The 23367-nt window shown below is 58.7% G+C and carries 17 protein-coding genes, 1 other RNA gene and 1 pseudogene; 7 read left to right on the forward strand and 12 right to left on the reverse strand.

What is annotated here, in order from left to right; genetic code table 11:
- Window positions 1-50: 50 nt before the first annotated feature.
- Together ACZZ0Q_RS15490 and ACZZ0Q_RS15495 are read right to left on the reverse strand one after the other, a co-directional pair.
- The gene (locus tag ACZZ0Q_RS15490; protein ID WP_463541692.1) at window positions 51-1769 is read right to left on the reverse strand and encodes an ATP-dependent nuclease; all 1719 of its coding nucleotides are present in this window, start codon (window positions 1767-1769) and stop codon (window positions 51-53) included.
- Between the two features lie 202 nt (window positions 1770-1971).
- The gene (locus ACZZ0Q_RS15495) at window positions 1972-2757 is read right to left on the reverse strand and encodes an abortive infection system antitoxin AbiGi family protein (RefSeq protein ID WP_463541691.1); all 786 of its coding nucleotides are present in this window, start codon (window positions 2755-2757) and stop codon (window positions 1972-1974) included.
- Between the two features lie 492 nt (window positions 2758-3249).
- Here ACZZ0Q_RS15495 and ACZZ0Q_RS15500 point away from each other — a divergent pair, with 492 nt between their 5' ends.
- From ACZZ0Q_RS15500 to ACZZ0Q_RS15520, 5 genes are all read left to right on the forward strand, one after another.
- Window positions 3250-3819 (forward strand): recombinase family protein, encoded by a 570-nt coding sequence (locus tag ACZZ0Q_RS15500; protein WP_463541690.1) that lies wholly within the window; start codon window positions 3250-3252, stop codon window positions 3817-3819.
- Between the two features lie 287 nt (window positions 3820-4106).
- Window positions 4107-4364, forward strand: a complete 258-nt coding sequence (locus tag ACZZ0Q_RS15505) for a hypothetical protein (protein ID WP_463541689.1) — start codon at window positions 4107-4109, stop codon at window positions 4362-4364.
- Entirely contained in the window at window positions 4361-5161 is an 801-nt protein-coding gene (locus ACZZ0Q_RS15510; protein ID WP_463541688.1) for a hypothetical protein, read from the forward strand. The genes ACZZ0Q_RS15505 and ACZZ0Q_RS15510 overlap by 4 nt, the downstream gene beginning before the upstream one ends.
- Window positions 5162-5514: 353 nt before the next feature.
- The gene (locus ACZZ0Q_RS15515; RefSeq protein WP_463541687.1) at window positions 5515-6015 is read left to right on the forward strand and encodes a ribonuclease H family protein; all 501 of its coding nucleotides are present in this window, start codon (window positions 5515-5517) and stop codon (window positions 6013-6015) included.
- A gap of 181 nt (window positions 6016-6196) precedes the next feature.
- Complete coding sequence (locus tag ACZZ0Q_RS15520; RefSeq protein WP_463541686.1) at window positions 6197-6463, forward strand: type II toxin-antitoxin system Phd/YefM family antitoxin; 267 nt, start codon at window positions 6197-6199, stop codon at window positions 6461-6463.
- Between the two features lie 54 nt (window positions 6464-6517).
- Here the strand turns inward: ACZZ0Q_RS15520 and ACZZ0Q_RS15525 are convergent, their stop codons facing one another.
- From ACZZ0Q_RS15525 to ACZZ0Q_RS15545, 5 genes and pseudogenes are all read right to left on the reverse strand, one after another.
- Complete coding sequence (locus ACZZ0Q_RS15525) at window positions 6518-7927, reverse strand: DUF6538 domain-containing protein (RefSeq protein WP_463560733.1); 1410 nt, start codon at window positions 7925-7927, stop codon at window positions 6518-6520.
- A gap of 82 nt (window positions 7928-8009) precedes the next feature.
- Window positions 8010-8106, reverse strand: an RNA gene (ffs, locus tag ACZZ0Q_RS15530) — signal recognition particle sRNA small type.
- A 123-nt stretch (window positions 8107-8229) separates the two neighbouring features.
- A complete protein-coding gene (locus tag ACZZ0Q_RS15535; RefSeq protein ID WP_463541685.1) occupies window positions 8230-9663 on the reverse strand; it encodes a PAN domain-containing protein in 1434 nt (477 codons plus the stop codon).
- A gap of 155 nt (window positions 9664-9818) precedes the next feature.
- Complete coding sequence (locus ACZZ0Q_RS15540) at window positions 9819-10598, reverse strand: methyl-accepting chemotaxis protein (protein ID WP_463561028.1); 780 nt, start codon at window positions 10596-10598, stop codon at window positions 9819-9821.
- Window positions 10599-10724: 126 nt separating this feature from the next.
- A pseudogene (locus tag ACZZ0Q_RS15545) lies at window positions 10725-11579 on the reverse strand (MCP four helix bundle domain-containing protein); the annotation flags it as partial.
- A 121-nt stretch (window positions 11580-11700) separates the two neighbouring features.
- On the opposite strand from ACZZ0Q_RS15545, the gene ACZZ0Q_RS15550 reads away from it, so the two are divergent.
- The gene (locus ACZZ0Q_RS15550; RefSeq protein ID WP_463541684.1) at window positions 11701-11979 is read left to right on the forward strand and encodes an HU family DNA-binding protein; all 279 of its coding nucleotides are present in this window, start codon (window positions 11701-11703) and stop codon (window positions 11977-11979) included.
- A gap of 92 nt (window positions 11980-12071) precedes the next feature.
- Here ACZZ0Q_RS15550 and ligA read toward each other — a convergent pair whose 3' ends face one another.
- The 4 genes from ligA to ACZZ0Q_RS15570 all read right to left on the reverse strand — a co-directional run bounded on the left by ligA (window position 12072) and on the right by ACZZ0Q_RS15570 (window position 19793).
- Complete coding sequence (gene ligA / locus ACZZ0Q_RS15555) at window positions 12072-14444, reverse strand: NAD-dependent DNA ligase LigA (protein ID WP_463541683.1); 2373 nt, start codon at window positions 14442-14444, stop codon at window positions 12072-12074.
- Between the two features lie 135 nt (window positions 14445-14579).
- Window positions 14580-15413, reverse strand: coding sequence for a cell division protein ZipA (gene zipA / locus ACZZ0Q_RS15560; protein WP_122496915.1), 834 nt, complete (start codon window positions 15411-15413; stop codon window positions 14580-14582).
- A gap of 199 nt (window positions 15414-15612) precedes the next feature.
- The gene (smc, locus tag ACZZ0Q_RS15565; protein WP_463541682.1) at window positions 15613-19110 is read right to left on the reverse strand and encodes a chromosome segregation protein SMC; all 3498 of its coding nucleotides are present in this window, start codon (window positions 19108-19110) and stop codon (window positions 15613-15615) included.
- A gap of 26 nt (window positions 19111-19136) precedes the next feature.
- A complete protein-coding gene (locus ACZZ0Q_RS15570; protein WP_463541681.1) occupies window positions 19137-19793 on the reverse strand; it encodes a GntR family transcriptional regulator in 657 nt (218 codons plus the stop codon).
- A gap of 293 nt (window positions 19794-20086) precedes the next feature.
- Here ACZZ0Q_RS15570 and ACZZ0Q_RS15575 point away from each other — a divergent pair, with 293 nt between their 5' ends.
- Window positions 20087-21220 (forward strand): alkane 1-monooxygenase, encoded by a 1134-nt coding sequence (locus tag ACZZ0Q_RS15575; RefSeq protein WP_463541680.1) that lies wholly within the window; start codon window positions 20087-20089, stop codon window positions 21218-21220.
- 496 nt (window positions 21221-21716) lie between these two features.
- Here ACZZ0Q_RS15575 and ACZZ0Q_RS15580 read toward each other — a convergent pair whose 3' ends face one another.
- A complete protein-coding gene (locus ACZZ0Q_RS15580) occupies window positions 21717-23336 on the reverse strand; it encodes a phosphoethanolamine transferase (RefSeq protein ID WP_463542313.1) in 1620 nt (539 codons plus the stop codon).
- Window positions 23337-23367: the final 31 nt, after the last annotated feature.

A 23367-nucleotide genomic window follows, 5' to 3' on the forward strand; every position in this document is an offset into this window, starting at 1 on the left:
ATTGCCCCCTGCATTAAAGAATAAGAAAACCTTAAACTATCAATTTCACATCATAAATCGTCGTCATTCCACTCCTGATGCAGGGCGCCTTTCGGCCATAGCCGTTTTATACCCGCTCGCAAAGCGCTCTCTAGCGTTTCTATTACAGGCTCAAATTTCTCAAGAAAACCGTAATCAGTAGCATCATCCATCCTCTCAACCATCGCTTCCATAAACTGTTTCTTATGTATACCTGAAACTTTGAACTCGCTTACCCCGCCGGCGGCATCAGGAATGTAGAACTCAAACCAACCCGGATTGCTTTTACTAAGATCCACTATCCATTCATCAGGAAATAGCCCTTCAATTGCTACCTTATTTGGCACTACGACGTAATCAATATTTCCGTGGAAACAGTTTTTCTTGCCGAAATATCCTGATAGCTCCTGCACACTTTTACGCCCAGCGTCATCTCCGTCAAACAGTGAAACGACAGCAACCTCTTTCCGTATCAGCTCGTAGTTTGCTCTTAAAAACCCCTTAAGCTCTGTCACCCCACCAAACTCTCGATACTGCAAAACGTCCGACGCGAGCAAAAGCTTTTTCCCGAGTGCATGCTGAGCGTGAAGAGCAACTTCGATCAGATAAGTTATATCTGTCTCTCCTTCTACGAAGATATTAAGATTCGTCAGCCCGAAATAATCGGAGAACTTTACGCCTAGGGAGACCCTGATATCCTCTGTTGCAGCTTGGAGAGAGCCATAGCTGCTTAGGCGTGTTCCAACTCCACGTGAGCCAATAGTAACACCCTGTACACCTGCTACAGATTGAGGCATAAAACTCAATGAGTGAGTCGTCTTGATAACTGTAGAAACTTCAGAAAGCTGATCGAGTATTTTAGAGCTTTGATATGCGAGGGACGGATGCATATAAGTTTCTGGCTCCTCGATTAGCCAAATTATCGACTTGTCAGGGCTTTGTTGCGTTATCCACTTAAAAGATGAAAGTAACACTGCCGACTGTAGCCCCATACCTTTCGTAAAAATTGAACTTTTACTATTATCACTCACCATCAACTCAAAGCCGGAAATGAGATGCTCTAATGAATTTTTGGGGTATTCGAGAAAAGCGCTAACCTTTGCATCTTTATGGCTTAGACCAGAGGATGCCAACTCAACATTCATACTATCCGTCAAGGATGATATGCTGGCTCGAATATTTTCGTCATAAGCACTAAGAGCGACCGCAACTTTCTTTTTCACAAAAGGCGATACAAATTCGTCATAGAGCTGAGCAATCGATTTATTTGAGGGAATGTAATAACACTGAAAAAAATCTAGCACACTTGTGATTATTGCTTTTTGCATGGTGGAGTACTGAGGTGACTTACCTTCCGCTTTTTTTGCTCCAGGATAAACTTGATACACAGGAAGCGCACGATTGAAATAGACATTTATAGAAAACACGTTTTCCGACGCTTCGACCTTTGGGACCTTAAGCATTTGGCGAAGTTTCTTCAATTTTTCTATTATTTCTTTATCCGCGTCAGGATCAGCATGAAAAAAACACGTTAGACTTGTTTGAATTTTCTTTGAGCCAAAAGGTAAGTCGCGCTCGGGATCATAATTATATTTATTTTCATGACCTGTAAAAAAATAGTACAGAGCTAAAAGCGCGTTTGTTTTCCCTGAGTTATTCGGACCTATTAGAGTAATACCATCAGATATGTTCAAAACTTGCTCAGTCGTAATTGTACGGAAGTTTTTTATTCTTATACTGAAAATTTTCATGCGTCTTCCTTAACTACCAGTTTACAAAAGACAACGGCGTATGCTGTCCTTAGGCCATACGCCTATAAGTACTACATTGTAGGTAGTCAACGCTATCCCCAATCGCTGTCGATACCCCCAAACCCTCTGCGCTAGCTACAGGAACTCCTGGCTCATTAAATAAACCTTATGAGCCATACCGGCAGGCCGGTAGTCCGTCGTGTCAGCGCACTTCCTTTATCTGAAACCGCGACGCACTGGGGACTTCATCGAGAAGCCTTTGGGCATACCCCTTGGCCACGATGATTGTGGTTACCTTGGGAGGCGCTATTTCTACATTGCCAAGCAAGCGCCACTCTCGCTCCATGTAGTAGCACTCTGGATGGTCAAAGGGGAGACTGCTGTCATAGGGTTTGATGTACGCGGCAACGTCCCTAGTGAGCATGTTGTTCAGCCCGGACCAGGGGTGCGGATTTTCGACAGTCGATATCCCCGATTCGTCTGCCGGATTGTGCTCATCCTCCCAGGCATCTACTTCGGCATAAACCCGCTTTATCTCATCGGTCATATTGTCCAGAAGCCCTCCGCCTATGTAGGTAGGGAACACCCCGCCGTTGTTCTGAACAGGCACATAGCTAACAGGTCTAGCACCCAAGGCTACCAAATGCCTGGCTGAGACCCCGAACCCGAACGTTCCGTACTTGCTCGCATGCAGGGCAATGCAGTCCAGCGGAATGTCGGCATAGCAGGTGATGTCACCCTTCACCAGAAAGCCGCCGAAGTCGCCATTTCGGAGGTGGCCCTTCGGGTTGGTGGTGACACTGACCAAGCCCTCCTTTTTGACAAAGTCACCGTCCGCATTTCTACCTGCGATGAAGCCGAAGCCAAGGACGAACTTCAACATCTCGAAGCACCTTTCCTGCTTCTCTTCAGGTGCAATGTTGTCGTCCTTCAAAATGCCGAAACCGACCATGTGATAGAACGTATCTGAGGTGTACTGCCTGTCCATAAGCCTTTCTCCAGTTGTGCAATCCTTCGGGGGGCTGGGTAGTTTGCCTTATCGGCGGGCGCCGTATGGCAGGGCATGTTTTGGATCAAAAATCTGAACGGCCTTTGTATATAGTGAAGTGCGCAGTCCCCCCCCTCTGCCCCCCACTGCAGCTCCGTTTCACGTCAGCCAGGATTTACCACCTGTCTTACCGTAACGACACCCCTCGCTCCCCTTCAGCCCCGCCGCTCTCCCCCTCCGACGCTACTTACTGCCCCTCTAAAGCCAACCAGCCAGCTGCAAGTCCATCGAAGGTATGGCGAGCGCCTGAATACCCTTCGATGCGCGCGTCACTGCGACATGTGGCTCACCGTTGCGTTGGACCTTGCCCCAGTGCAACGACGTGAACTGTTGCAGGATCTGTTGCACAGAAGTTGACTTTGCTATTCTGCAACATCATGCTTTTCACATCTTTAGATTTCATTGCAACACTTAAACAACGGAGAACCCGCCATGCGGATCGGATACGCACGAACGTCGACACTGGAGCAAGCAGCTGGCTTTGAAGCACAGGAAAGAGAGCTAACTGCTGCAGGTGTGGGGCGTATCTACCAGGAGCAGGTCTCTTCCGTTGCTGCTCGACCCGAACTAGAGAAGATGCTGGCCGACCTTCGCCCGGGAGACGTCCTGGTTGTCACGAAGTTGGATCGACTAGCCCGAAGCGTGCATCACTTAGGCGAGATACTGAAACACTTGGACGACCTCGGCGCCGGACTGAATATCCTCGGCATGGGCATCGACTCCACCACAGCAGCAGGGCGCCTCATGCTCAATGTCCTCGGCTCGGTAGCCCAGTTCGAGCGCGAGATGATGCTGGAGCGGCAGCGAGAAGGCATCGACAAGGCCAAGCGTGATGGGAAATACAAGGGCCGCAAGCCTAAGGGGTTGCCGCTGCAAGAGCAGATTCTGGCCATGAAGGCCGAAGGTCGCGGGGACACTGAGATCGGACGCCTTCTAGGCATCGACCGCGCGACGGTCTTCAGGACGCGGAAGGCTGCCGAATCGCAGACGAAGCCGGCGTGAAGGACTCATTTTCCTACATCTCACCATAGCCTGACCTGAATTACTGCCAGTCTAAGCACAGACAGCCATCTTGCGCAGAAGAGCCCCAACGATCCGGTCCTTCGTCGCGCCAAAACAATACGGCCAGTCTAAGGGCTACCAACCGGCTTGCCCGCCTCATCTAGCACCTTCGGCAGCCATCCTGAGCTGCCTGCTGCACAGAAACCCTCACTGAAAGCGACCCGCCCCCTGCTCGGACTCACCCAGGCGGGGCGTACTCGCACACCTATCAAAAAGGACCTCTATCCATGAACACCCCACAGAAGCTGGTGCGCCTCAACCTGCACCTTCGCTCCGACCATCTAAGCCGGCTGACCACCCTGGCCAAGGCCCTAGGCACACGTAAACGCCGCGACACACGCCTTGCTGAAGCAATGGACCTAGTCCTGGCCGCCGGCCTTGCCTGGGACGATGGCGACCTCCTTGACCTCGCTAAGACCGACCGGGAGGAGCCGTGCTGGTTCGCCATAGGTCCAATAATGCGGACACGGATGGCCAAGGCATGAACGTCCACATGAAGCCGGAATCACTGCAGCAGCCTGAAGCCTTGCTATTGACCCCGTTTGAGCTTGGCGCACTGTCGGCAAGGCTTGCAGCGAACGCCGACCGTCTCATCCAACAGCATCAAGCAAAGCAGGCCGAGCGGAGTATCAAACAGTCGACAGTGCCAAAAACCAAACCCGCCGGCCAGCGAGGAAGACCAGCCAAGCGGGTAACCAACCCCTTCTGCGGGCTGATTGGCCCGACAACCGGCTACAGCCGATACCCATACTTCTCGGCGGAAATCATTGAAGGGATCGCCCGCCTTGACTGGCACGACCGACCAATAGGTGAAGGGGGATCGTCCAAGCCGCTATCCGTGCGGTCCTTGATGGTCGTCCTGGAGGAGGTCGAAGAGGTCACGACCGAAAGCGTCGCGGCTATCATCGGGACAAAGGCACGACAGGCCCAGCGCTACGTCAAAGCCATCGAGTTGGCCATGCCCTTCCTGTTGAAGTCACGACCGAAGAAGCTGGTCTACGAAATGGGCTTGCCAGAAGACGAGTTTGTTAACGCTGCCTATGAAAAGGATATCCGCGCAACCCACCTTGAGCTGCTGGACGACGTGTCGCCGCCCTCACGGGAAGACCTCGCCAAGCTGCGCACAGACCTAGGTGAAGACGCCTTCGATCCTGACCACCGAATTAACGCCGCATACTTTAAAGAAGATGCACCTAAGGGAGACCATGAGGGCCTACGGCCTAGGACGGCGTCCTCCTTTGACAGACCACAGAGGGACGGCGCGGCACAGGCAGTCGCGTAGCGGCTGGCTGGGGCCGTAGAGCCGTACCAACAGTAAGACACTGGAGGGGGAAGACCAGGATGACCTGGTTTGTAGTCCATCCACCCTCATCCTCAATCCGCGTTACTGTGCTTGGTCTCTTCGGAAAGCCGACAGCCGCTGCGCGACTGCCCGTCTTCCACGACCGCCCTGACCTAGTTCCACCCCCGCAATGACTTGGTCCTCCGCCAGAGCGGACCACCTATATGTATGTCGGGAATTGGTCCGCCAACCAGGTCTCACCCGCTCCATAACCAACCACCGTCCCCTATCACGCGTCCTCGATCCCGAGGCTGCGGGACTACTCACATCCATACACCACAAGGAACATCAACATGACCACAAACACCTACACCGCATACGTCGACGGCGCCTGCATCAACAACGGCAAGGCCAATGCGCGTGGCGGTTGGGGCGCCCTCCTGCGCAACCCTCAGGGTGTAACCCTGGAAATCGCCGGTCCCCTCGATGGCGAACGCCAGACCAATCAAAGGGCTGAGCTAACCGCCTTCATCATGGCCCTGAAGGCCGTTAAGAAGCCGGCCCAGTTCGAGGTCTACTCCGACAGTCAGTACGTCGTGAGGGGCATCAATGAATGGATGGAGGGGTGGAAAGCTCGAGGTTGGAAGAAACCTGGGAACAGGCCATTGGACAACTCGGACCTGTGGCTTGAGGTCGACAGCTTGCTGAGCTTTCATCAGGTCAGCATTGGCTGGGTGAAGGGCCACAGCGGCCATCCAGGCAACGAGAAGGCCAACACCTTGGCGGAGAACGCAGCTATGTTTCAGAAGCCGTATCGTGTAAAGACCAGCGCAGAGCCCATGGCCAACGCGTAGTCGATACCTGGGGCCCCTCACGGGGTCCCTTGGCGGAGGCCTGTGTCTTCGGCCCCCTGTTGTTTTCACCAGGAAACTCAACGTTCAGCCTGTACAACCTGGTCCAGCTATCAGCGCGTCCATAGCGCCCGCGCCTTTGGTGACGTAGGCTTTAGTGACCGCATGTTGGAGAGAGCGCTATATGACCAGCAAGGAAATCGACGTAGCTGACCTGCAGCAGGACCTGGAAGCCATCGTGAACTCCCTAGCCCCAGGGGATTCGATTATCGTCACCAAGGACGGACAGCCCCATGCTCGCCTTGAGCCTATCCGCAACCGTATTGAATACGGGACACTCGCCGAGTACGCCGTTCCCGACGCAGACATAACGGACATGGACCCGGAGATTGAGGCGATGTTTGAAGGCCGGGAGTTCACGATGATTGACGAGCGAAGCAAGACGGAATGACCACCTGCTCAAGCATGCCGCTGTCTCGGGAGCCGTCCCCACCATTGGTCCGACCTAGAACGACTCCAAACTGACTTGTTCTATCACGTCGACCAGCACCTCCGGCCTGAAGTCCTTCCCATACCGGCCGAACGTAATCCCCCCAGTAAGGTGCCCCAGAACGCCACCGACCAAAGCCTCAGCCACGCCCTTCTGCTTCAGGTGGTCGGCCAATGTATGGCGGAAGCTGTGAAAGTCCTTCTTCGCGCCGTCATCCCGGAAGCCGTGCAGCTCCCGCACACGGGTGAACCACTTCGATGGCGCCGCGCTATAGCCATGCTTCTTGTGGCAGGTCAGCTCCGGGAATACCCGTTGGTGACCGAGATCTTGCTGTGCCTTGATGAACTCAGGGAACCCCAACTCCCGCAGCTTGGAGTGGATCGGCAGCAGGCGCTCGGAACCTACCGTCTTCAGCTTCTGGTCCGGCCTGGTTTCACGGAAGTGGATGCACTGAATGCCATTCACTGTGACCACGTCGTCCAGGTAGAGCTGGCAAAGCTCATTCATCCGTGCGCCGGTATACAGCCCCAGGAGTGGCAGCCAGTACTTGTGCGGCTGAGGGGAGTTCTTCGGTGCGTAGGTCACCTTGCTGAACAGCTTCTGCAGGTCCTCGGTAGAAAACGCACTGCGTTCTTCACTGACCTTCCGCCGCTGCCGTACTCGCAGCCCAAGGAATGGGTTACGTGGGCAGTAGCCCTCTCGGACGGCGTAGTTGAAGAACGACGTCAGGTTCTTCACGTAGTTGTTGAAGGTGGTCAGGCTGATGGTGGTCTTAGCCTCCGCGATGGTTTTCTCAAGTGGCTGCGCAGGCAACTGGTGCATACGGGGCGGCAGCTTGAGGGCGGTCTCCTTGAACTGGTGGGCGTGCTTGCGGGTTACTTGGTCAATGGGCAGATCGCCGATGATTCGGGCGCACAACGTCGCGACGGCGCGCTTGTCATCCAGGGTCTTGATAGGTAGGCCTTCGCGCTCCTGGTTCTTGAGGTGTTCGTCAGCCACCTGGAGCAGCGTTAGAGGGGCGCAGGGAGCTTCCTGCTGCACTGGTATGGGTTTAACAGGAGCGAGCGTCTGAGGCGGTTCTGCGGGCCTTTCGGACCATGCCGGCAGCACGCGTGAGGACAACGATTCGAGCTGCTGTTGTCGCAGCCACAGCGCCCAGCTGGCGACCCTTTTGCCGCCCGACTCCCACGCTCCACGCAGCCGCTCGACGGCAGGCTTGATGCCCTGAAACGCCTCGGTGAAGAGCCGCTGAACCTGGAGCAATAGCTCCCGTCCACGTATCAAAGCTTCGCGTCTGCAGCGGGTCTGGAGGGAGCGCCGTATCTCCCTGCGGGGAAACAATGGGCGAAGAACATCCGGCACCACGATTCGGAAGTAGTAGACCGAGTGGCGGGATAACAAAAGGTAGGTTGGGACGGTCGACACGGTTGTATCACTCCTTGTACCACCGTGTGGTTTCGGAGCGAAAAACCTTTATAAATCAACCAGATAGAAGACTGGAGGCAACCCCCACCAGCCACACCCCGGCACACAATGTTCCCGCTGTGGCTGCTTCCTTCCGGACCTGACCAGGTTAACGGGTAATCGTTGCGGGGGGACCGATGGGGGTCACCATAACGCGTGCCTTCAAGGCTGAAGGCCGCGCCATTGTACCGGCTTGTTTAGAACTTACAACCGCCTCGTGCGGTTTAAAAACGCATCCACTACAAGCACTTGCGATGCACGCCCTATTGGCCGCAGCCGGCGTATTTATGCCCGGCGGTGGCGTTCGGCAGGCCGAGGAAGTCGAGGACGTGCGGCGTCACGCCATCCACTTGCAAGAGTGGGGTGGCGCTCAGATCGCCGACGCAGTACGCGGTTTTGCCAGGGTTCTGGTAGCTATTGTTGAGGATCAGGATGGTGCTGCGCTCGCCAGCGCTCTGGCCGCCGTGACCGCTACCGGTGCCGCCATGATCGGAGGCAACCACGATCAGCCATTCTTCGTTGGCGTAGTTCGGGCGCGCAGCCAGGGTGTCGAGCACTTGTTGAATTTGCGTATCTTCGCCGCGGATTTTGCTCTGGTAGAACGCGTTCAACGGCTCGTAGCTGGCGGCGTGAATGTCGACGTTGTGCAGGTAGTAGAAAATCGCGGTCGGTGGGTTCTTCCAGCCAAGCCAGCCCTTCACGGTGTCGGTGGCCTGCTGGGAATTTTTCGCGCTGTTGGCGACCACAAAGTCGGCCCCCACGGGCTTGAGGTTGTGGGTAATGTTGAACCAGTCGCCCACCACGCCGACGGTGGCCGTTGGGTAGCGCTGCTTGAGCAGGTCGAACACGTGCGGCTTGAGCATGGGCAGGTCGGTGGCGTTGCTGGTTACGCCATGAGCGCTGGCCCAGAACCCGGTGAAGGCGGTGGCCCAACCAGGGCCGCTGAAGGTGTCTTGCACGCCGCCAGCCAATACGTTGCGGTGAAAGGCGCCGCCATCGGCCAGCGCACTGAGGGCTGGCGTGGCCGCGCAGCCCGGGCAGAACAAGGCATCGCCGCGCAGGCCGTCCATGCCAATAATCAGCACGTGTTTGTTGCCGGGCACCGGGTTGGCGATGCCTTCACCGGCTACCAGAAAATAGTGGTCGTACGGGTTGCCGGCGTAGTTGGTTTTCAGCCCGCCGACGTCACTGGCGCGTTTGTCGCTGAGGTCGCAGGCGCTGGTGGTTTTGTTGAAGTCGAAGGATTTACACCAGCTGCTGCGGCTGGCGTCGGTGCAGGCGGCTGCGCAGTCTTTAGGCGTGACGTTTTTCAGATTCTCGACGTTGTAGCCCGAAATGGCGGCGTTGGTGACGCGCGAGAAATTTACCAGCGGGTCTGGCTTGAGCGAGTAGTGGTCGTAGGGGTTGCCGCTGTAGTCGGTTTTCAGCCCGCCCACGTCGCTGGCGCGTTTGTCGCTGAGGTCACAGGCGCTGGTGGTTCGGTTGAAGTCGAACGACACGCACCAGCCAGCGCGTTCGGTGCTCTGGCAAGCATCGGCGCATTGCTGCGTAGTAACGGCTGTGAGGTTCTCGCGGTTATAGCCGGAAATGGCGGCGTTGGGGGTCAGGGTGAAATCGGCGAGCCCGCTGGCGTGGACAGCGGGTGCCAGCCAGGCGGCGGCGAGGGTTAAGGTCAGGCGCAGAAAGACAGGTTTCATGGCGGTTCCGTGGCGATGAAGGGAGCTCGCACGGTAGAAAAGCCAGATGACCGGGACGCTATCAAATCCATACGTAAATTGGCGGTTAAGTATTGAGCTGAGCTATGTCAACTGTGCTGTAGGAGCCACCAAGGGGCTCCTACGACAAGCGCGCGCTAAACGCGGAAGCTGCCGACCAATTTCGCCAATCCCGAAGACAACTCCGACAGCCGCTGACTCGCCTCGGTGCTTCGCTCCGAAGTGCTCGCCGCTTCGTTGGAGAGTTCGCGAATGTCGCTGATGTTGCGGGCGATTTCTTCGGTGACGCTGCTCTGTTCCTCACAGGCCGTGGCGATTTGCGCGGCCATGTCATTGATGCGTCCGACCGAGTCGCTGGATTCGGACAGAATCTGGTCGACACCCGCCGCGCGGTCGACGCTGTCCCGCGCTTTGATGCTGCCCGAGTCCATCGCCTTCACCGCGTTCTGCACGCCCACTTGCAGGCGTTCGATCATGTTCTGAATGTCTTTGGTCGAGTCTTGCGTGCGGGCGGCCAGGGCGCGCACTTCGTCGGCGACCACAGCAAAACCTCGCCCCTGCTCCCCTGCCCGCGCGGCTTCGATAGCAGCGTTCAGCGCGAGCAAGTTGGTCTGTTCGGCGATGCCTTTGATCACCGCCAGCACAGCGCCGATGTTGGCGGTTTCCTGTTCAAGGGTCTGGATGGTGCCGGAAGCGCTTTCCACTTCCTGGGCCAGTTGACGCATGGCACTAATGGTCGCGCCGACCACCTGAGCGCCTTCGCGCGATTGCACTTCGGCAGTGCGCGCGGCGTCGGCGGCATTCTGGGCGTTGCGCGCCACTTCGTTGACCGCCGCACTCATTTCGGTGGCGGCGGTGCTGACCTGGTCGACGGCGGCGTGTTCGCTGCTGATCAAGCGGTCGTTGGCGGCGGCCATGCCGGCCAGGTTTTGCGCGGAGGCCGCCACTTCGCCGGTAACGCGGCCAACCTCTTTGATCAGTGGCTGCAGCTTGTCGAGGAAACGGTTGAACGCCGCGCTGAGTTTTCCCAATTCATCGCGGGACAACACGTCCAGACGCACGCGCAAATCGCCGTCGCCATCGGCGATTTGTTCAATGCGATGCAACAGGTTTTCCAGCGGACGAGTCACCAGAATCGGGAAGCCCACCACCAGAATCAGGCACACCAGCAGGCCGAACGCGACGATGCCGCCTTGCTGCCAGCTGAGTTCTTGGCCTTGGGTAATGGCGGCGGTGCCTTCGGCGTTGGCGGCGTTGTCTTCGAGCTCACCGAGTTTGTCGATGGCGTCGCGCATGGCGTCGAACTGCGTTTCGCTGGTGCCGAAGCTCAGCGCGCTGGCGGCGTCGGGGTCGCTACTTGCCAGTTGCACGACTTGTAGCGTGGTGGCTTTCCACGTGGCGTAGCCCTGATCGAACTGGGCGACCAGCGCTTTGGCTTCCGGGCTGGGGTCCATGGCGGCGTACTTGTGTACGCGGTCGTAGGCTTGTTGCAAATTTTCGGCGTGGGAGCTTTTCAGCCCATTGATGTGCTCGCCAGCGGCTTCGTCGAGCAGGCTGCGCTCGGCCACAAAGGCTTGGTAAAGATCGCGATCGGCGTTGAGCAGCAGGCTGATGGCGGGCAAATAACGGTTGGTCAGTTTGCCGCTGGAGTCAGCCACATGGGTGATGCCTCGCACGCCGAGCACGCCCATCAGCACCAACAACACAGCCAGCACCAGAATGGGCAAGGCGATTTTCCAGCGAAACCCCAAGTCGGCAAACACGCGCAGCATGATGATTCTCCAAGCGACAGGACAACTAATTGCAAGCGTAGACGCTCGCCGCGTTTTTATCGGGCGCGCTGCAGGCTTTCTGGAAGCGTTGTCGCGCGCCACGCTTGCCAGGCTATCGGCCAGCATTCGCGGTGCCTGAAGGTCAGAGGGAAAAATACCCGAGGTGCCTGATTGCTCAGGGCTTTTGTGCTAGCGTGCCGGCTTTCGCGCAGCACCCTTTCAGTAATCGTTTAAAGGAACAGCCAGCATGGCCATGAGCAAAGACCAGTTGATCAGCGATATCGCCGAAGCCACCGACGCCTCCAAGGCGACCGTTCGCGCGGTGTTGGAGCAACTGAGCGAGATCGTCAGCGACGCGCTGGAGAACTACGACGAAATCACCTTGCCGGGCATCGGCAAACTGAAAGTCGCCGACCGCCCTGCCCGCACCGGCCGCAACCCGCAGACCGGCAAGGCAATCGAAATTGCCGCGAAGAAAGTGATCAAGTACGTGCCGGCCAAAGCGTTGAATGACGCGATTAACTGAGGATTGGCTGTAAAGCATCGCGGCTAAAGCCGCTCCTACATTGCACCACCTGTAGGAGCGGCTTTAGCCGCGATTTCCTGCAACCCTCGGCTCTACGCCTGAATCCCATACCCCGCCAACGCCTGCAAAAACTCGGCTTCGTCGAGCACCTTCACACCCAGCTCATTGGCCTTGGCCAGCTTCGAACCCGCCCCCGGCCCGGCTACCACGCAGGTGGTTTTCGCCGATACCGAGCCCGCCACCTTGGCGCCCAGGCTTTCCAGTTTTTCCTTGGCAATGTCGCGGCTCATGATTTCCAGGCTGCCAGTCAGCACCCAGGTTTGCCCGGCCAGCGGCAGCCCTTCGACCACGCGCTTTTCACTGTCCCAGTGCATGCCAAATTCGCGCAGCTGCGCTTCTATTTTCAGGGCACGTTCGCGGTTTTCCGCGACGGCGAAGAACTCGCGCACGGCATTGGCGGGTTTTTCGCTTAGGGCTTGGCGCAGGTCCAGCCAGTCGGCCTCGAGCACTTTTTGCAGCGACTCGCCAAACTTCGCCGCCAGGGTCTTCGCGCCGGTGGGGCCAACGGAAGCAATATGCAGTTTGTCGAGCAACCCGGCCAGGGTGGTGCTGGCGGCATACTCGGCGCCCAGTTCGCCCTGGCCCTGAATATCGAGCACCTGTTCAAGCTGCTCGATCACGCTCTGGTTGTGGCTGTCGCTGAAGAATTCGTGAATTTCATAGGCCACTTCCAAGCCCACGTCTGGCAGGTAGGTGAGTACTTCGGGTAACGCTTGTTTGATGCGCGCCACCGAGGCCAACGACCGGGCCAGCACCTTGGCGGTTTCTTCGCCGACGTCGGGAATGCCGAGGGAAAAGATGAAGCGCGCCAGGTCAGGCTTGCGGCTGTTTTCGATGGCAGCCAGCAGGTTTTTGCTCGACAGCTCGGCGAAGCCTTCGAGTTCGACGATCTGTTCGAAGGTCAGTTTGTACAGATCAGCCGGCGAATGGATCAGGCCTTCGTCCACCAATTGCTCGATGGTTCTGTCGCCCAGCCCGTCGATGTCCATGGCGCGGCGCGAAACGAAGTGGATGATCGCCTGCTTGAGCTGAGCGCCACACGCCAGGCGGCCGACGCAGCGGTACACAGCACCTTCGCTGATGGTTTCGCGGCCTTTGCTGCGTTTGATCAGTTGCGTGCGCTCCACGTGCGAGCCGCACACCGGGCACTGCTCCGGCACGTGCAAGGGTTTGGCATCGGCGGGCCGGCGGTCGAGCACCACTTGCACCACCTGCGGAATCACGTCGCCGGCACGGCGGATGATCACGGTATCGCCGACCATCACGCCCAGGCGCGCCACTTCGTCCATGTTGTGCAGCGTGGCGTTGGCGACCATCACGCCGGCCACTTTTACCGGCCGCAGGCGCGCCACCGGCGTAACCGCGCCGGTGCGGCCGACCTGGAATTCCACGGCGAGCAATTCGGTGAGTTCTTCGCTGGCGGGGAATTTATGGGCGATGGCCCAGCGCGGTTCACGGGCGCGAAAGCCCAGCTCGCGCTGCCAAGCCAGGTTGTTGACCTTGAACACCACGCCGTCGATTTCGTAGGCCAGCGCGTCGCGCTTCTCGCCGATGGCGCGGTAGTAGTCCAAACATTCCTGCGCACCCTTGGCCAATTTCAACTCGCGACTGATGGGCATGCCCCAGTCTTTGAGCGCATTGAGAATGCCTATGTGCGTGTCGGGTAATTCGCCTTGCACCTGGCCGATGCCGTAGCAGCAGAATTCCAGCGGGCGCTTGGCGGTGATGCTGGAGTCCAGCTGGCGCAAGCTACCAGCGGCGGCGTTGCGCGGGTTGGCGAAAGTCTTGCCGCCCTGCTCCAACTGGCTGGCGTTCAGGCGTTCGAAGCCGGCGCGCGACATAAACACTTCGCCACGCACCTCCAGCACGCTGGGCCAGCCGCTGCCGTGGAGTTTGAGCGGAATGTTGCGCACCGTGCGCACGTTGGCGCTGATATCTTCGCCGGTGCTGCCGTCGCCGCGCGTGGCGCCGCGCACCAGTTTGCCGTCGCGGTATAGCAGGCTTACGGCCAGGCCATCGAGCTTAGGTTCACAGCTGTACTCCACCGTGGCACCGGCACCGAACAGGTCGCCAGCCGGAAGTTCATCGGCCAGGCCTTCACGAACGCGGCGGTCGAAATCCAGCAGGTCTTCTTCGGCGAAGGCGTTGCCGAGGCTGAGCATCGGCACCTCGTGCTTCACTTCGCCAAAGGCCGATTGCGCCAGGCTGCCGACGCGTTGCGTGGGCGAGTCGGGGCTGACCAGTTCCGGGTGTTCGGCTTCCAGCGCCTTCAGTTCGTGGAACAGGCGGTCGTACTCGGCGTCCGGAATGCTCGGTTCGTCCAGCACGTGGTAGCGGTAGTTGTGCATGTCCAACTCGCTACGCAGTTGGGCGATACGGGTGGCGGCGGTTTGGGCGTCGGTCATAACGGAAGTCTCGAAACGAAAAAGAGCAGCCGAAGCTGCTCAGTCATTCTAGATCTGCGTAGGAGGTAGCTTGCTGGCGATTGCTCTAACAGCTTCGCGAGCAAGCTCGTTCCTACAAAAAACAGCGGCCGGCTATCAGCGCTTGTTGGTCAGCGCTTTGCGCTCGAATTCAACGATGCGCTGGCGATAGTGTTCGATGGTTTGCGCAGTCATCACACTGCGTTGGTCATCTTTCAATTCGCCGCTCAATTCATGGGCCAACTTACGGGCCGCAGCGACCATCACGTCAAATGCCTGTTTCGGATGACGTGGCCCCGGCAAGCCAAGGAAGAAACTCACGGCGCGGGTGCTGAAGTGGTCGATGTCGTCCAAGTCAAACGTGCCGGGTTTAACCCCGTTGGCCATGGAGAACAACACTTCGCCATTGCCGGCCATGCTTTCGTGACGGTGGAAAATATCCATCTCGCCGAAACGCAGGCCACTTTCCAAAATGTTCTGCAACAGTGCCGGGCCATTAAAGCCCTCGCCCTCGCGGGCAACTACGTTGATGACCAACACTTCTTCAACGGGCGGAAGATCTTTGCTTTCTTGCGGCACGCTGGGATTACGTTTTTTCGGCTCAACGTCATCAACCGGATTAAGCAGGGTCGGCACCGGCTCTTCGATGCCCAAATTCAAATCGCCCTGGCTTGGCTCAACCACTTTGCCGCGACGACGATTCAATTCGCGCGGGCTCATGGCCGGCAAATCTTCTTCTTCGACTTTGGGTTCAGTGTGGCGGTCGAGAACACGCGGCGGGCCCAGCAGTTCAGGGGCGCCGTCATCGTCCGGAAGGTTGGAGAAACTGCGGTCCAACTTGAATTTCAACTTGCCTTTACCACCGCGCATGCGCCGCCAGCCATCAAACAGAATGCCAGCGATAACAATGATGCCGATGACGATCAGCCACTCCCGCAGACCGATTTCCATGTAATTCTGTAGCCCCTGAAAAAATAATAATAAAGAAGGGCATCCGCCCTGTGACTCAACCCGATGATCCGATAAAAACTGCCGTCAGAACTTCAGCCTGCGTGTATCAACTCCATGTTCTGACAGACATTTCCCGCATATAAAAAATAGTGGGCAATAAGCTAGCACGACGAAAGGCAACTTTACACCGCTGTACGCGTTATGCCTCCACCAAAGCCAAGGCTTCTTCGACATCTACTGCGACAAGCCGCGAGCAGCCAGGTTCATGCATTGTTACGCCCATCAACTGATCGGCCATTTCCATGGCGATTTTGTTGTGGGTGATATAGATGAATTGCACCGTCTCGGACATCTCTTTTACTAGCCGCGCATAACGCCCAACGTTGGCGTCGTCCAGCGGCGCATCCACTTCGTCGAGCATGCAAAACGGTGCCGGATTGAGTTTGAAAATGGCAAACACCAGGGCCAACGCGGTGAGTGCCTTTTCGCCACCGGATAACAGGTGGATGGTGCTGTTCTTCTTGCCTGGCGGGCGCGCCATGATGGTAACGCCGGTATCGAGCAAGTCTTCGCCGGTCAGTTCCAGGTAGGCATTGCCGCCGCCAAACACTTTCGGGAACAGGGCCTGCAACCCGCCGTTGATTTGGTCGAAGGTTTCTTTGAAGCGGTTGCGGGTTTCTTTGTCGATTTTGCGGATCACGTTTTCCAAGGTGTCTAGCGCTTCAACCAGGTCGGCGTCCTGCGCATCGAGGTAGCGCTTGCGCTCGCCCTGCTGTTGGTACTCGTCGATGGCGGCCAGGTTGATCGGCCCCAACCTTTGAATACGCGCGGCCAGGCGCTCGAGCTCTTCTTCCCAGGACTTTTCGTTGGCCTCGCTCGGCAACGTGCCCAGCACGCCGTGCAGGTCGTAGTTGTCTTCCAGCAGCTGGTCCTGAATGGCTTTGCGGCGCACGGTCAGCGATTGCCATTCCATGCGCTGCTGTTCCAGCTGGGTGCGCAGCAATTGCGACTGCTGCTCGGCCGAGGTGCGGCGCTTTTCGGCGTCGCGCAGTTGACGGTCGGCGTCTTCCAGGGCCAGGCGGGCGAACTTCAGTTCGTCTTCCACACCCATGCGTTTGTCGAGCAACTCTTCGAGCTTCATGCGCAGCTCTTCCAGCGGCGCGGCGCCCTCGTCGAGGTTGAGGTTCAGCTGCTCACGTTTTTCGTGCAGGCGTTCGGCCTGCAATTCCAGACGCTCAAGCGCCTGGCGCGTGGAGTCGTGTTGCGCCTTGAGCGAGCCGAGGCGCACGGCCAACTGGTGCGCATGGTCTTTATGCTGGCGGGCTTCCTGGCGCACACGGTCGAGGCGTTCGCGCAGGGCGTCGCGCTGGGCCATCAATACTTCGCGTTGTTCGGTGTCGAGGGCCATGGCGTCGAGCGCATCTTGCAGCTGAAGACGCCCTTCGCCGAGCTGTTCGGCCTCGATGGCGCGCTGCTCGCCCAACTCAACCAGTTCTTCGTCAAGCCGACGACGGCGCAGGGTCAGTTGTTCGACCTTGGCTTGGCCTGCAGACAATTGCGCCTTCAGCTCGCCCTGACGGCGCGCTTCGTCTTGCAGACGGCGCCGTTGTTCTTCGCGGCTTTGTTCATGTTGCTGCTGGGTTTCGCGCAGCGTTTGCAAGCGTTCGTCGAGGCTCGCCAGGTTGGCTTCACGCTCATCGCGCTCAAGCCCCAACCGCTCAATTTCCTGACCGCGGGCCAGCACGCCACTTTCGGCTTCGCTGGCGCGACGTACCCGTAGAAAGTGCCGGCCGACCCAGTAGCCATCGCGGCTGATCAGGCTCTCGCCCTCGCCCAACTGCGCGCGACGCGTCAACGCGTCATCCAGCGTGTTGACCGGTTTGACCTTACCCAGCCAGGGCGCCAGATCGACACTGGCTTCGACTTTATCGAGCAGGCTGCCAGCCACCCGCGCGCCGCCCTTGGCGGGACTGAGCAGGCGCAGATCACCTTGGTCGAAGCTAACGAAATCGAGCGCACCTAGCTGCTGCGAATCGTCCAGCAACACGGCTTGCAGATCGGCGCCTAGCACGGTTTCCACCGCCAGCTCCCAGCCGGCTTCGACCCGCAAGCCTTCGGCGAGCCGTGGACGTCCGTTGAGTTGTTGTTCGCGCAGCCAGTCGGCGGTGCCCTTGCCAGGGTCGAGCGCGGCTTGTTGCAGCGCTTCCAGGGAGGCCAAGCGGCCGTTCAAGCGTTGCAGCTCGCCTTGGGCTTGCTGCTGCGCCTGACCGGCTTGCAGCAGTTCGCCACGCAATTGTTCCAGGCGTTCCACCATGGCCTGCTCGGCGTGTTGCAGCTCTTCAAGGGTCAGTTCGCTGCTGGCCACTTGCTCGCTGAGTTCGAGAATGGCGGCGTCTTCGGGGTCTGCCGAAAGCAACACCAGCTCGTCGTTCAGCCGACGCTGGCGCTCGGCCAGGCGTTCCAGGCTTTGTTCCAATTGCTGAATGCGCGACTGCTGCACCTCGGCCTGGCGCCGTGGCTCGGCGGAGCGCAGGTTGAAATCGTCCCACTGGGCTTGCCAGCCCTGCATGGCGCTTTCGGATTCTTCCAACGCGGCAGCGGCTTCTTCGGCGGCGGCGTGGGTGATTTCCTGCTCAGGCTCCAGCAGCGCCAACTCCTCGCCGAGGGTGGCGAGCAAGGTGCGGTCGTGGCCCAGGTGAGATTCGGTTTCCAGGCGCGCGCGTTCGGCTTCGTTGAGGTCGTCTTGCAACTGGCGCAAGCGTTGCTGGCCGTGCTGAATGCTTTGCTCGACGCGGGCGATATCGCCGCCCACGGAGTAAAAACGGCCCTGAACAAGGTTGAACCGCTCAGACAATTCGTGGTGGCCATCGCGCAAGCGCTCGATGCTGGCATCAGCGTTGCGCTGCTCGGCCACCAAGGCTTCGAAACCGATTTCCTGGTTGCCGATGATTGCTTCGCGCTGCCCCACTTGCTCGTTCAGCGCCTGCCACTTGAGCGCCGACAATTGCGCTTTGAGCTGACGCTCTTCGGCTTTGTATTCCTGGTACTTCTCCGCCGACTGCGCCTGGCGATGCAGACGGTCGAGTTGGCGTTCCAGTTCTTCACGCAAGTCGGTCAGGCGCGCCAGGTTTTCGTGGGTGCGGCGAATGCGGTTTTCGGTTTCGCGGCGGCGTTCCTTGTACTTGGAAATGCCGGCCGCTTCTTCGATGAAATTGCGCAGGTCTTCGGGCTTGGCTTCGATCAGCTTGGAGATCATGCCCTGCTCGATGATCGAGTAGCTGCGCGGGCCCAGGCCGGTGCCGAGGAAAATATCGGTGATGTCGCGGCGCCGGCATTTGGTGCCGTTGAGGAAATAGGTGTTCTGGCTGTCGCGGGTGACGCGGCGGCGGATGGAGATTTCGGCGTAGCCGGCGTACTCGCCCACCAGGGTGCCGTCGCTGTTGTCGAAGATCAGCTCGATGCTGGCTTGGGTGACCGGCTTGCGCGTGTTGGAGCCGTTGAAGATGACGTCGGTCATCGACTCGCCGCGCAAATTCTTCGCCGAGCTTTCGCCCATCACCCAGCGCACGGCGTCGATGATATTGGACTTGCCGCAGCCATTGGGCCCGACCACCGCCGCCATATTGCTGGGGAAGTTCACCGTAGTGGGGTCGACGAAGGATTTGAACCCCGCCAGCTTGATGCACTTGAGCCGCATAGCGCGCTGTCCTTAGCCGGGTACGGTTAGCGTTCTGCCATGGCGGCAAGCACCATCTGGCAGTTGTGTTGGCTATAGGCCGTGAGGGTTTCGCGCGCCTGGGCCGGGTCGCGTGCGATCACCGCTTGCAGCAAGCCGGCAAAGGCATTGAGGAACTGGCTCATCTCGCTTTTGCGTTTTTCCAGCGCCAGGTGATACGTGCGGCTCATGGCCGGCAGCAGATTTTCCAGGGTTTCTTGCAAATACGGGTTGTTGGCGAACGGGAACGCAGCGCGCATGACGTCGAAGCTGCTCTGCACAAAGCTGTCGATATCGCGGGCTTCGGCGTGGGCCATCAACTGCTGCTGGATGGCCACGAAAGGCTGCAGATCGGCCTCGGTTTTCCAGCGCTCGGCCACCGCGTAACCGAGCAGGATGTAAAGCTCGATTACCAGGGCATAGAGGCTTTTGACGTTATGTGGCGTCAGCTCGCTAACGTGCGCGCCACGACGCGGAAGAATGGTGATCAGGTGGCGACGCTCGAGAATCAGCAGCGCTTCGCGTACCGAGCCCCGGCTGACATTCAACGCCAGGGTGACCTTCTGCTCCTGGATGCGCTCACGCTCTTTCAGTTCCCCACGAATGATGCGCTCGGCCAGGTGATGGGCAATTTGCTCGGCAAGGCTGTCAGGTGCTTTGAACATAAGCGTCCTTAGGGGAAAGGTAGTTGCAAGCGTAGCGAGCGACGGGTCGCCAAGACAAAAAGCAGGCTATAGCCACTGTGCTTTTTCACCTGCTGCAAAGCCGCAAAACCGAGCGCAGTAGCTTGCCAAAACGGGCGCGAGTGTAACACAGCGTGTTACCGCTCCAAGCGGCGGCAAGCGTTACAGCCAAGCGGCTTGCCGTCCAAAAGGTGGGGCCTGGAAGGGCTTTTCGCGGAGGTGATTGTCCTACAATTTCAGATGTCGACTCCCCCATAAAAACAATGGAGCTCACCATGTTTGCTTTCCTGCCCTCCTCTTGGATGATCGCCCTGAAAAAAGCCGGTTATTGGATTTGGCTGATCCCCGTGCTGGGCGTGCCCATGAGTTATTACTGGTCGCTGGGTAGCGCCCATGCCGACGCCTGGGCCTACCTGGTGGTGACCGTGGTCTTCGGCGTTATCCCGATTCTGGACGCCATCGTCGGCCGCGACCCGGCCAACCCCGATGAAGTGGCCGACGTGCCGAAAATGGATAAACAGGGCTACTACCGCCTGCTCAGGCTGGCCACCGTGCCGTTTTTGCTGGGCATGTTGGCGTGGGCCGGCTGGGCGTTCGTGTATTACGAAGCGTGGAGCTGGGTCGGCCGGCTGGGTTGGATTCTGTCGGTGGGCACGGTGACGGGCGCCATCGGCATTACCGTGGCGCACGAGTTCATTCACAAAGACCCGCAACTGGAACAGAACGCCGGCGGCTTGCTACTGGCGGCGGTGTGTTATGCCGGCTTCAAGGTGGAGCATGTGCGCGGCCATCATGTGCATGTATCCACGCCCGAAGACGCGTCTTCTTCACGCTTCGGCCAGAGCCTGTACGCCTTTCTGCCCCACGCCTACAAACACAACTTTTTGAATGCCTGGGCGCTGGAAAAAGAGCGCCTGCAACGCCGTGGTTTGCCGGTTCTGCATTGGCGCAATGAGCTGATCTGGTGGTACGCCACCAGCAGTGCGTTTCTGCTCGGCTTCTGCCTGGCGTTTGGCTGGATGGGCGCGCTGTTTTTCCTCGGCCAATCGTTTGTCGCGCTGACGCTGCTGGAGATCGTCAACTACGTCGAACACTACGGCCTGCATCGCCGTAAACAAGCCAACGGCCGGTATGAACGCACCAACCCGCATCACTCATGGAACAGCAATTTCCTGCTGACCAACCTGTTCCTATTCCACCTGCAACGCCACTCCGACCACCACGCCTACGCCAAGCGCCGCTATCAGGTGCTGCGCCATTTTGACGACAGCCCGCAGTTGCCCAATGGGTATGCCGGAATGATTGTGCTGGCCCTGTTTCCGCCGCTATGGCGCAAGGTGATGGACCCGCGCGTGCGGGCGTATTACGCGGGGGAAGAGCATCAGTTGAGTGAATCGCAGTTGGCCTAACAAACTCAACTGCTCTGCTCCCCTCGCCCGTTTACGGGAGAGGGGCCGGGGGTGAGGGCTGGGCCCGACGCAAAGCTAAAATCAAAGGCCCCTCACCCTAACCCTCTCCCGCAAGCGGGCGAGGGGACTCGACCGTACGCGATTCTGCTCCCCTCGCCCGCCTGCGGGAGAGGGGCTGGGGGAGAGGGCCGGGCCCAACGCAAAGCTAAAATCAAAGGCCCCTCTCCCTAACCCTCTCCCGCAAGCGGGCGAGGGGACTCGACCGTACGCGATTCTGCTCCCCTCGCCCGCCTGCGGGAGAGGGGCTGGGGGAGAGGGCCGGGCCCGACGCAAATCTGAAATCAAAAGCCCCTCACCCTAACCCTCTCCCGTAAACGGGAGAGGGGACTCAACCGTACGCGGCTCCGCTCCCCTCGCCCGCCTGCGGGAGAGGGGACTCGACCGTACGCGATTCGCTCCCCTCGCCCGCCTGCGGGACTGTCGGGGACAACGGTCGTTACGTCCGGCACCCAGCAAACATATCCAGCCCCTTGTCGTACACCTTGGTATTCACCTGCAACAACCCAAGCATCGAGCTGAACAGGTTGTCCTGGCTCACCGGCTGCTCGCGCTGGCCTCTCAAGCAATCGGCGTTGAGCTGAAATTCCTGCTGATAGCTGTCGGAAAACCAGGCCAGCATGCCGATGTGTTTCTGCTGGTCGGGCGCCATCATGTACGGCGTGCCGTGCAGGTACAGGTTGTATTCGCCTAGCGACTCGCCGTGGTCAGACATGTACAGCATGGCGCTGTCGACTTTGTCTTGGTTGGCGCGCAATACGTCGATCAGGCTGGAGAGCACGTGGTCGGTGTACAGAATGGTGTTGTCGTAGCCGTTGACGATGCTTTCACGCGAGCACTCGTTCAGCGCGTTGCTGGTGCACACCGGGGTGAATTGTTCGAACGCTTTGGGGTAGCGCTTGAAGTATTCCGGGCCATGGCTGCCCATCTGGTGCAGCACCAGCACGGTGTCGTCTTTCAGGTTGTCGAGGGTGTTCTGCAAACCTTGCAGCAGAATTTCATCGTGGCATTCGCTGTTGGCGCACAGGGCCGGGTCTTTGAGGTCGCTGACGTCGACGAAATTCACTCGGTCGCAGGTGCCTTTGCAGCCGGACTGGTTGTCACGCCATTGCACGTTGAGGCCGGCGCGTTTCAACACGTCCAACAGCCCTTCCTGGGAATAGGCTTTGCCCGCGCTGTAGTTGCTGCGGCCCAGGTTGGAGAACATGCAGGGCACCGACACGGCGGTTTCCGTGCCGCAGGAATGGGCGTTGGGGTAAGCGATAACGCCAGGCTGGGCTTTGAGTTTTGGCGTGGTGTCACGGTCGTAGCCCAAAATGCCGAAGTTGTCGGCGCGGGCGCTCTCCCCGACCACCAGCACGGTTAACGACTTGTGCCGATGGCTCTGCCAGGCCGGCGCTTTTACCGCGTCTTCGCCAAGGGTGCGAAACGGCTGCTTGCCGGTGGCGATTTCCTCGCGCAGCAGGTTGAAGGAAGCGCCCACGTAGTTGCTCGGCACCACCATCAAGCGCAGCTCATGGTGGTTGCGGAAAAACGAGGCCAAGCCTTGGTAGTTAGCCATCGCCACCACGCCCAACACGGCCACGCAGCCCACCGTTACCAGCAATTTGCTCAGCAGCTCACGCGGCCAGGAGCGGTAGTTCACCGGAATTCGCCAGAGCAACAGCACCGGCAGAATGCCCAAAAACAGCACATAGGCCGCCAACTTGAGCGACAACAGGTCACGCACTTCGGTGGCGTTGGTTTGCGCGGCGTTGCGCAGCATGTTCAGGTCGATGACTACGCCGTACTGGCTCATGAAGTAGGCGACGCCAGCGCTGATCAGCAGCAGCACGGTGAGCACCGGCTTAAGCACCCAGCGAAACGCCAGCAGCGTGAGCACCAGATTAAACAGTGTGAACACGATCAGACCAAAGGCCACGCGGGTGATCAAACCCGCGCCTGTGCTCGGCGTAATGCTGAACACATGCGCCCAGAGCACGGAATTGCAGGCTAATAACAAAAAGGCGCTGCCGACCAGGGTCAGCAATTCAGGGCGTATGGCCTTTACTTTAAGCAGTGAGTTCACGGTGCGGTTCCGCCCAGATTCA

It is taken from the genome of Pseudomonas sp. AC070 (assembly GCF_979258635.1).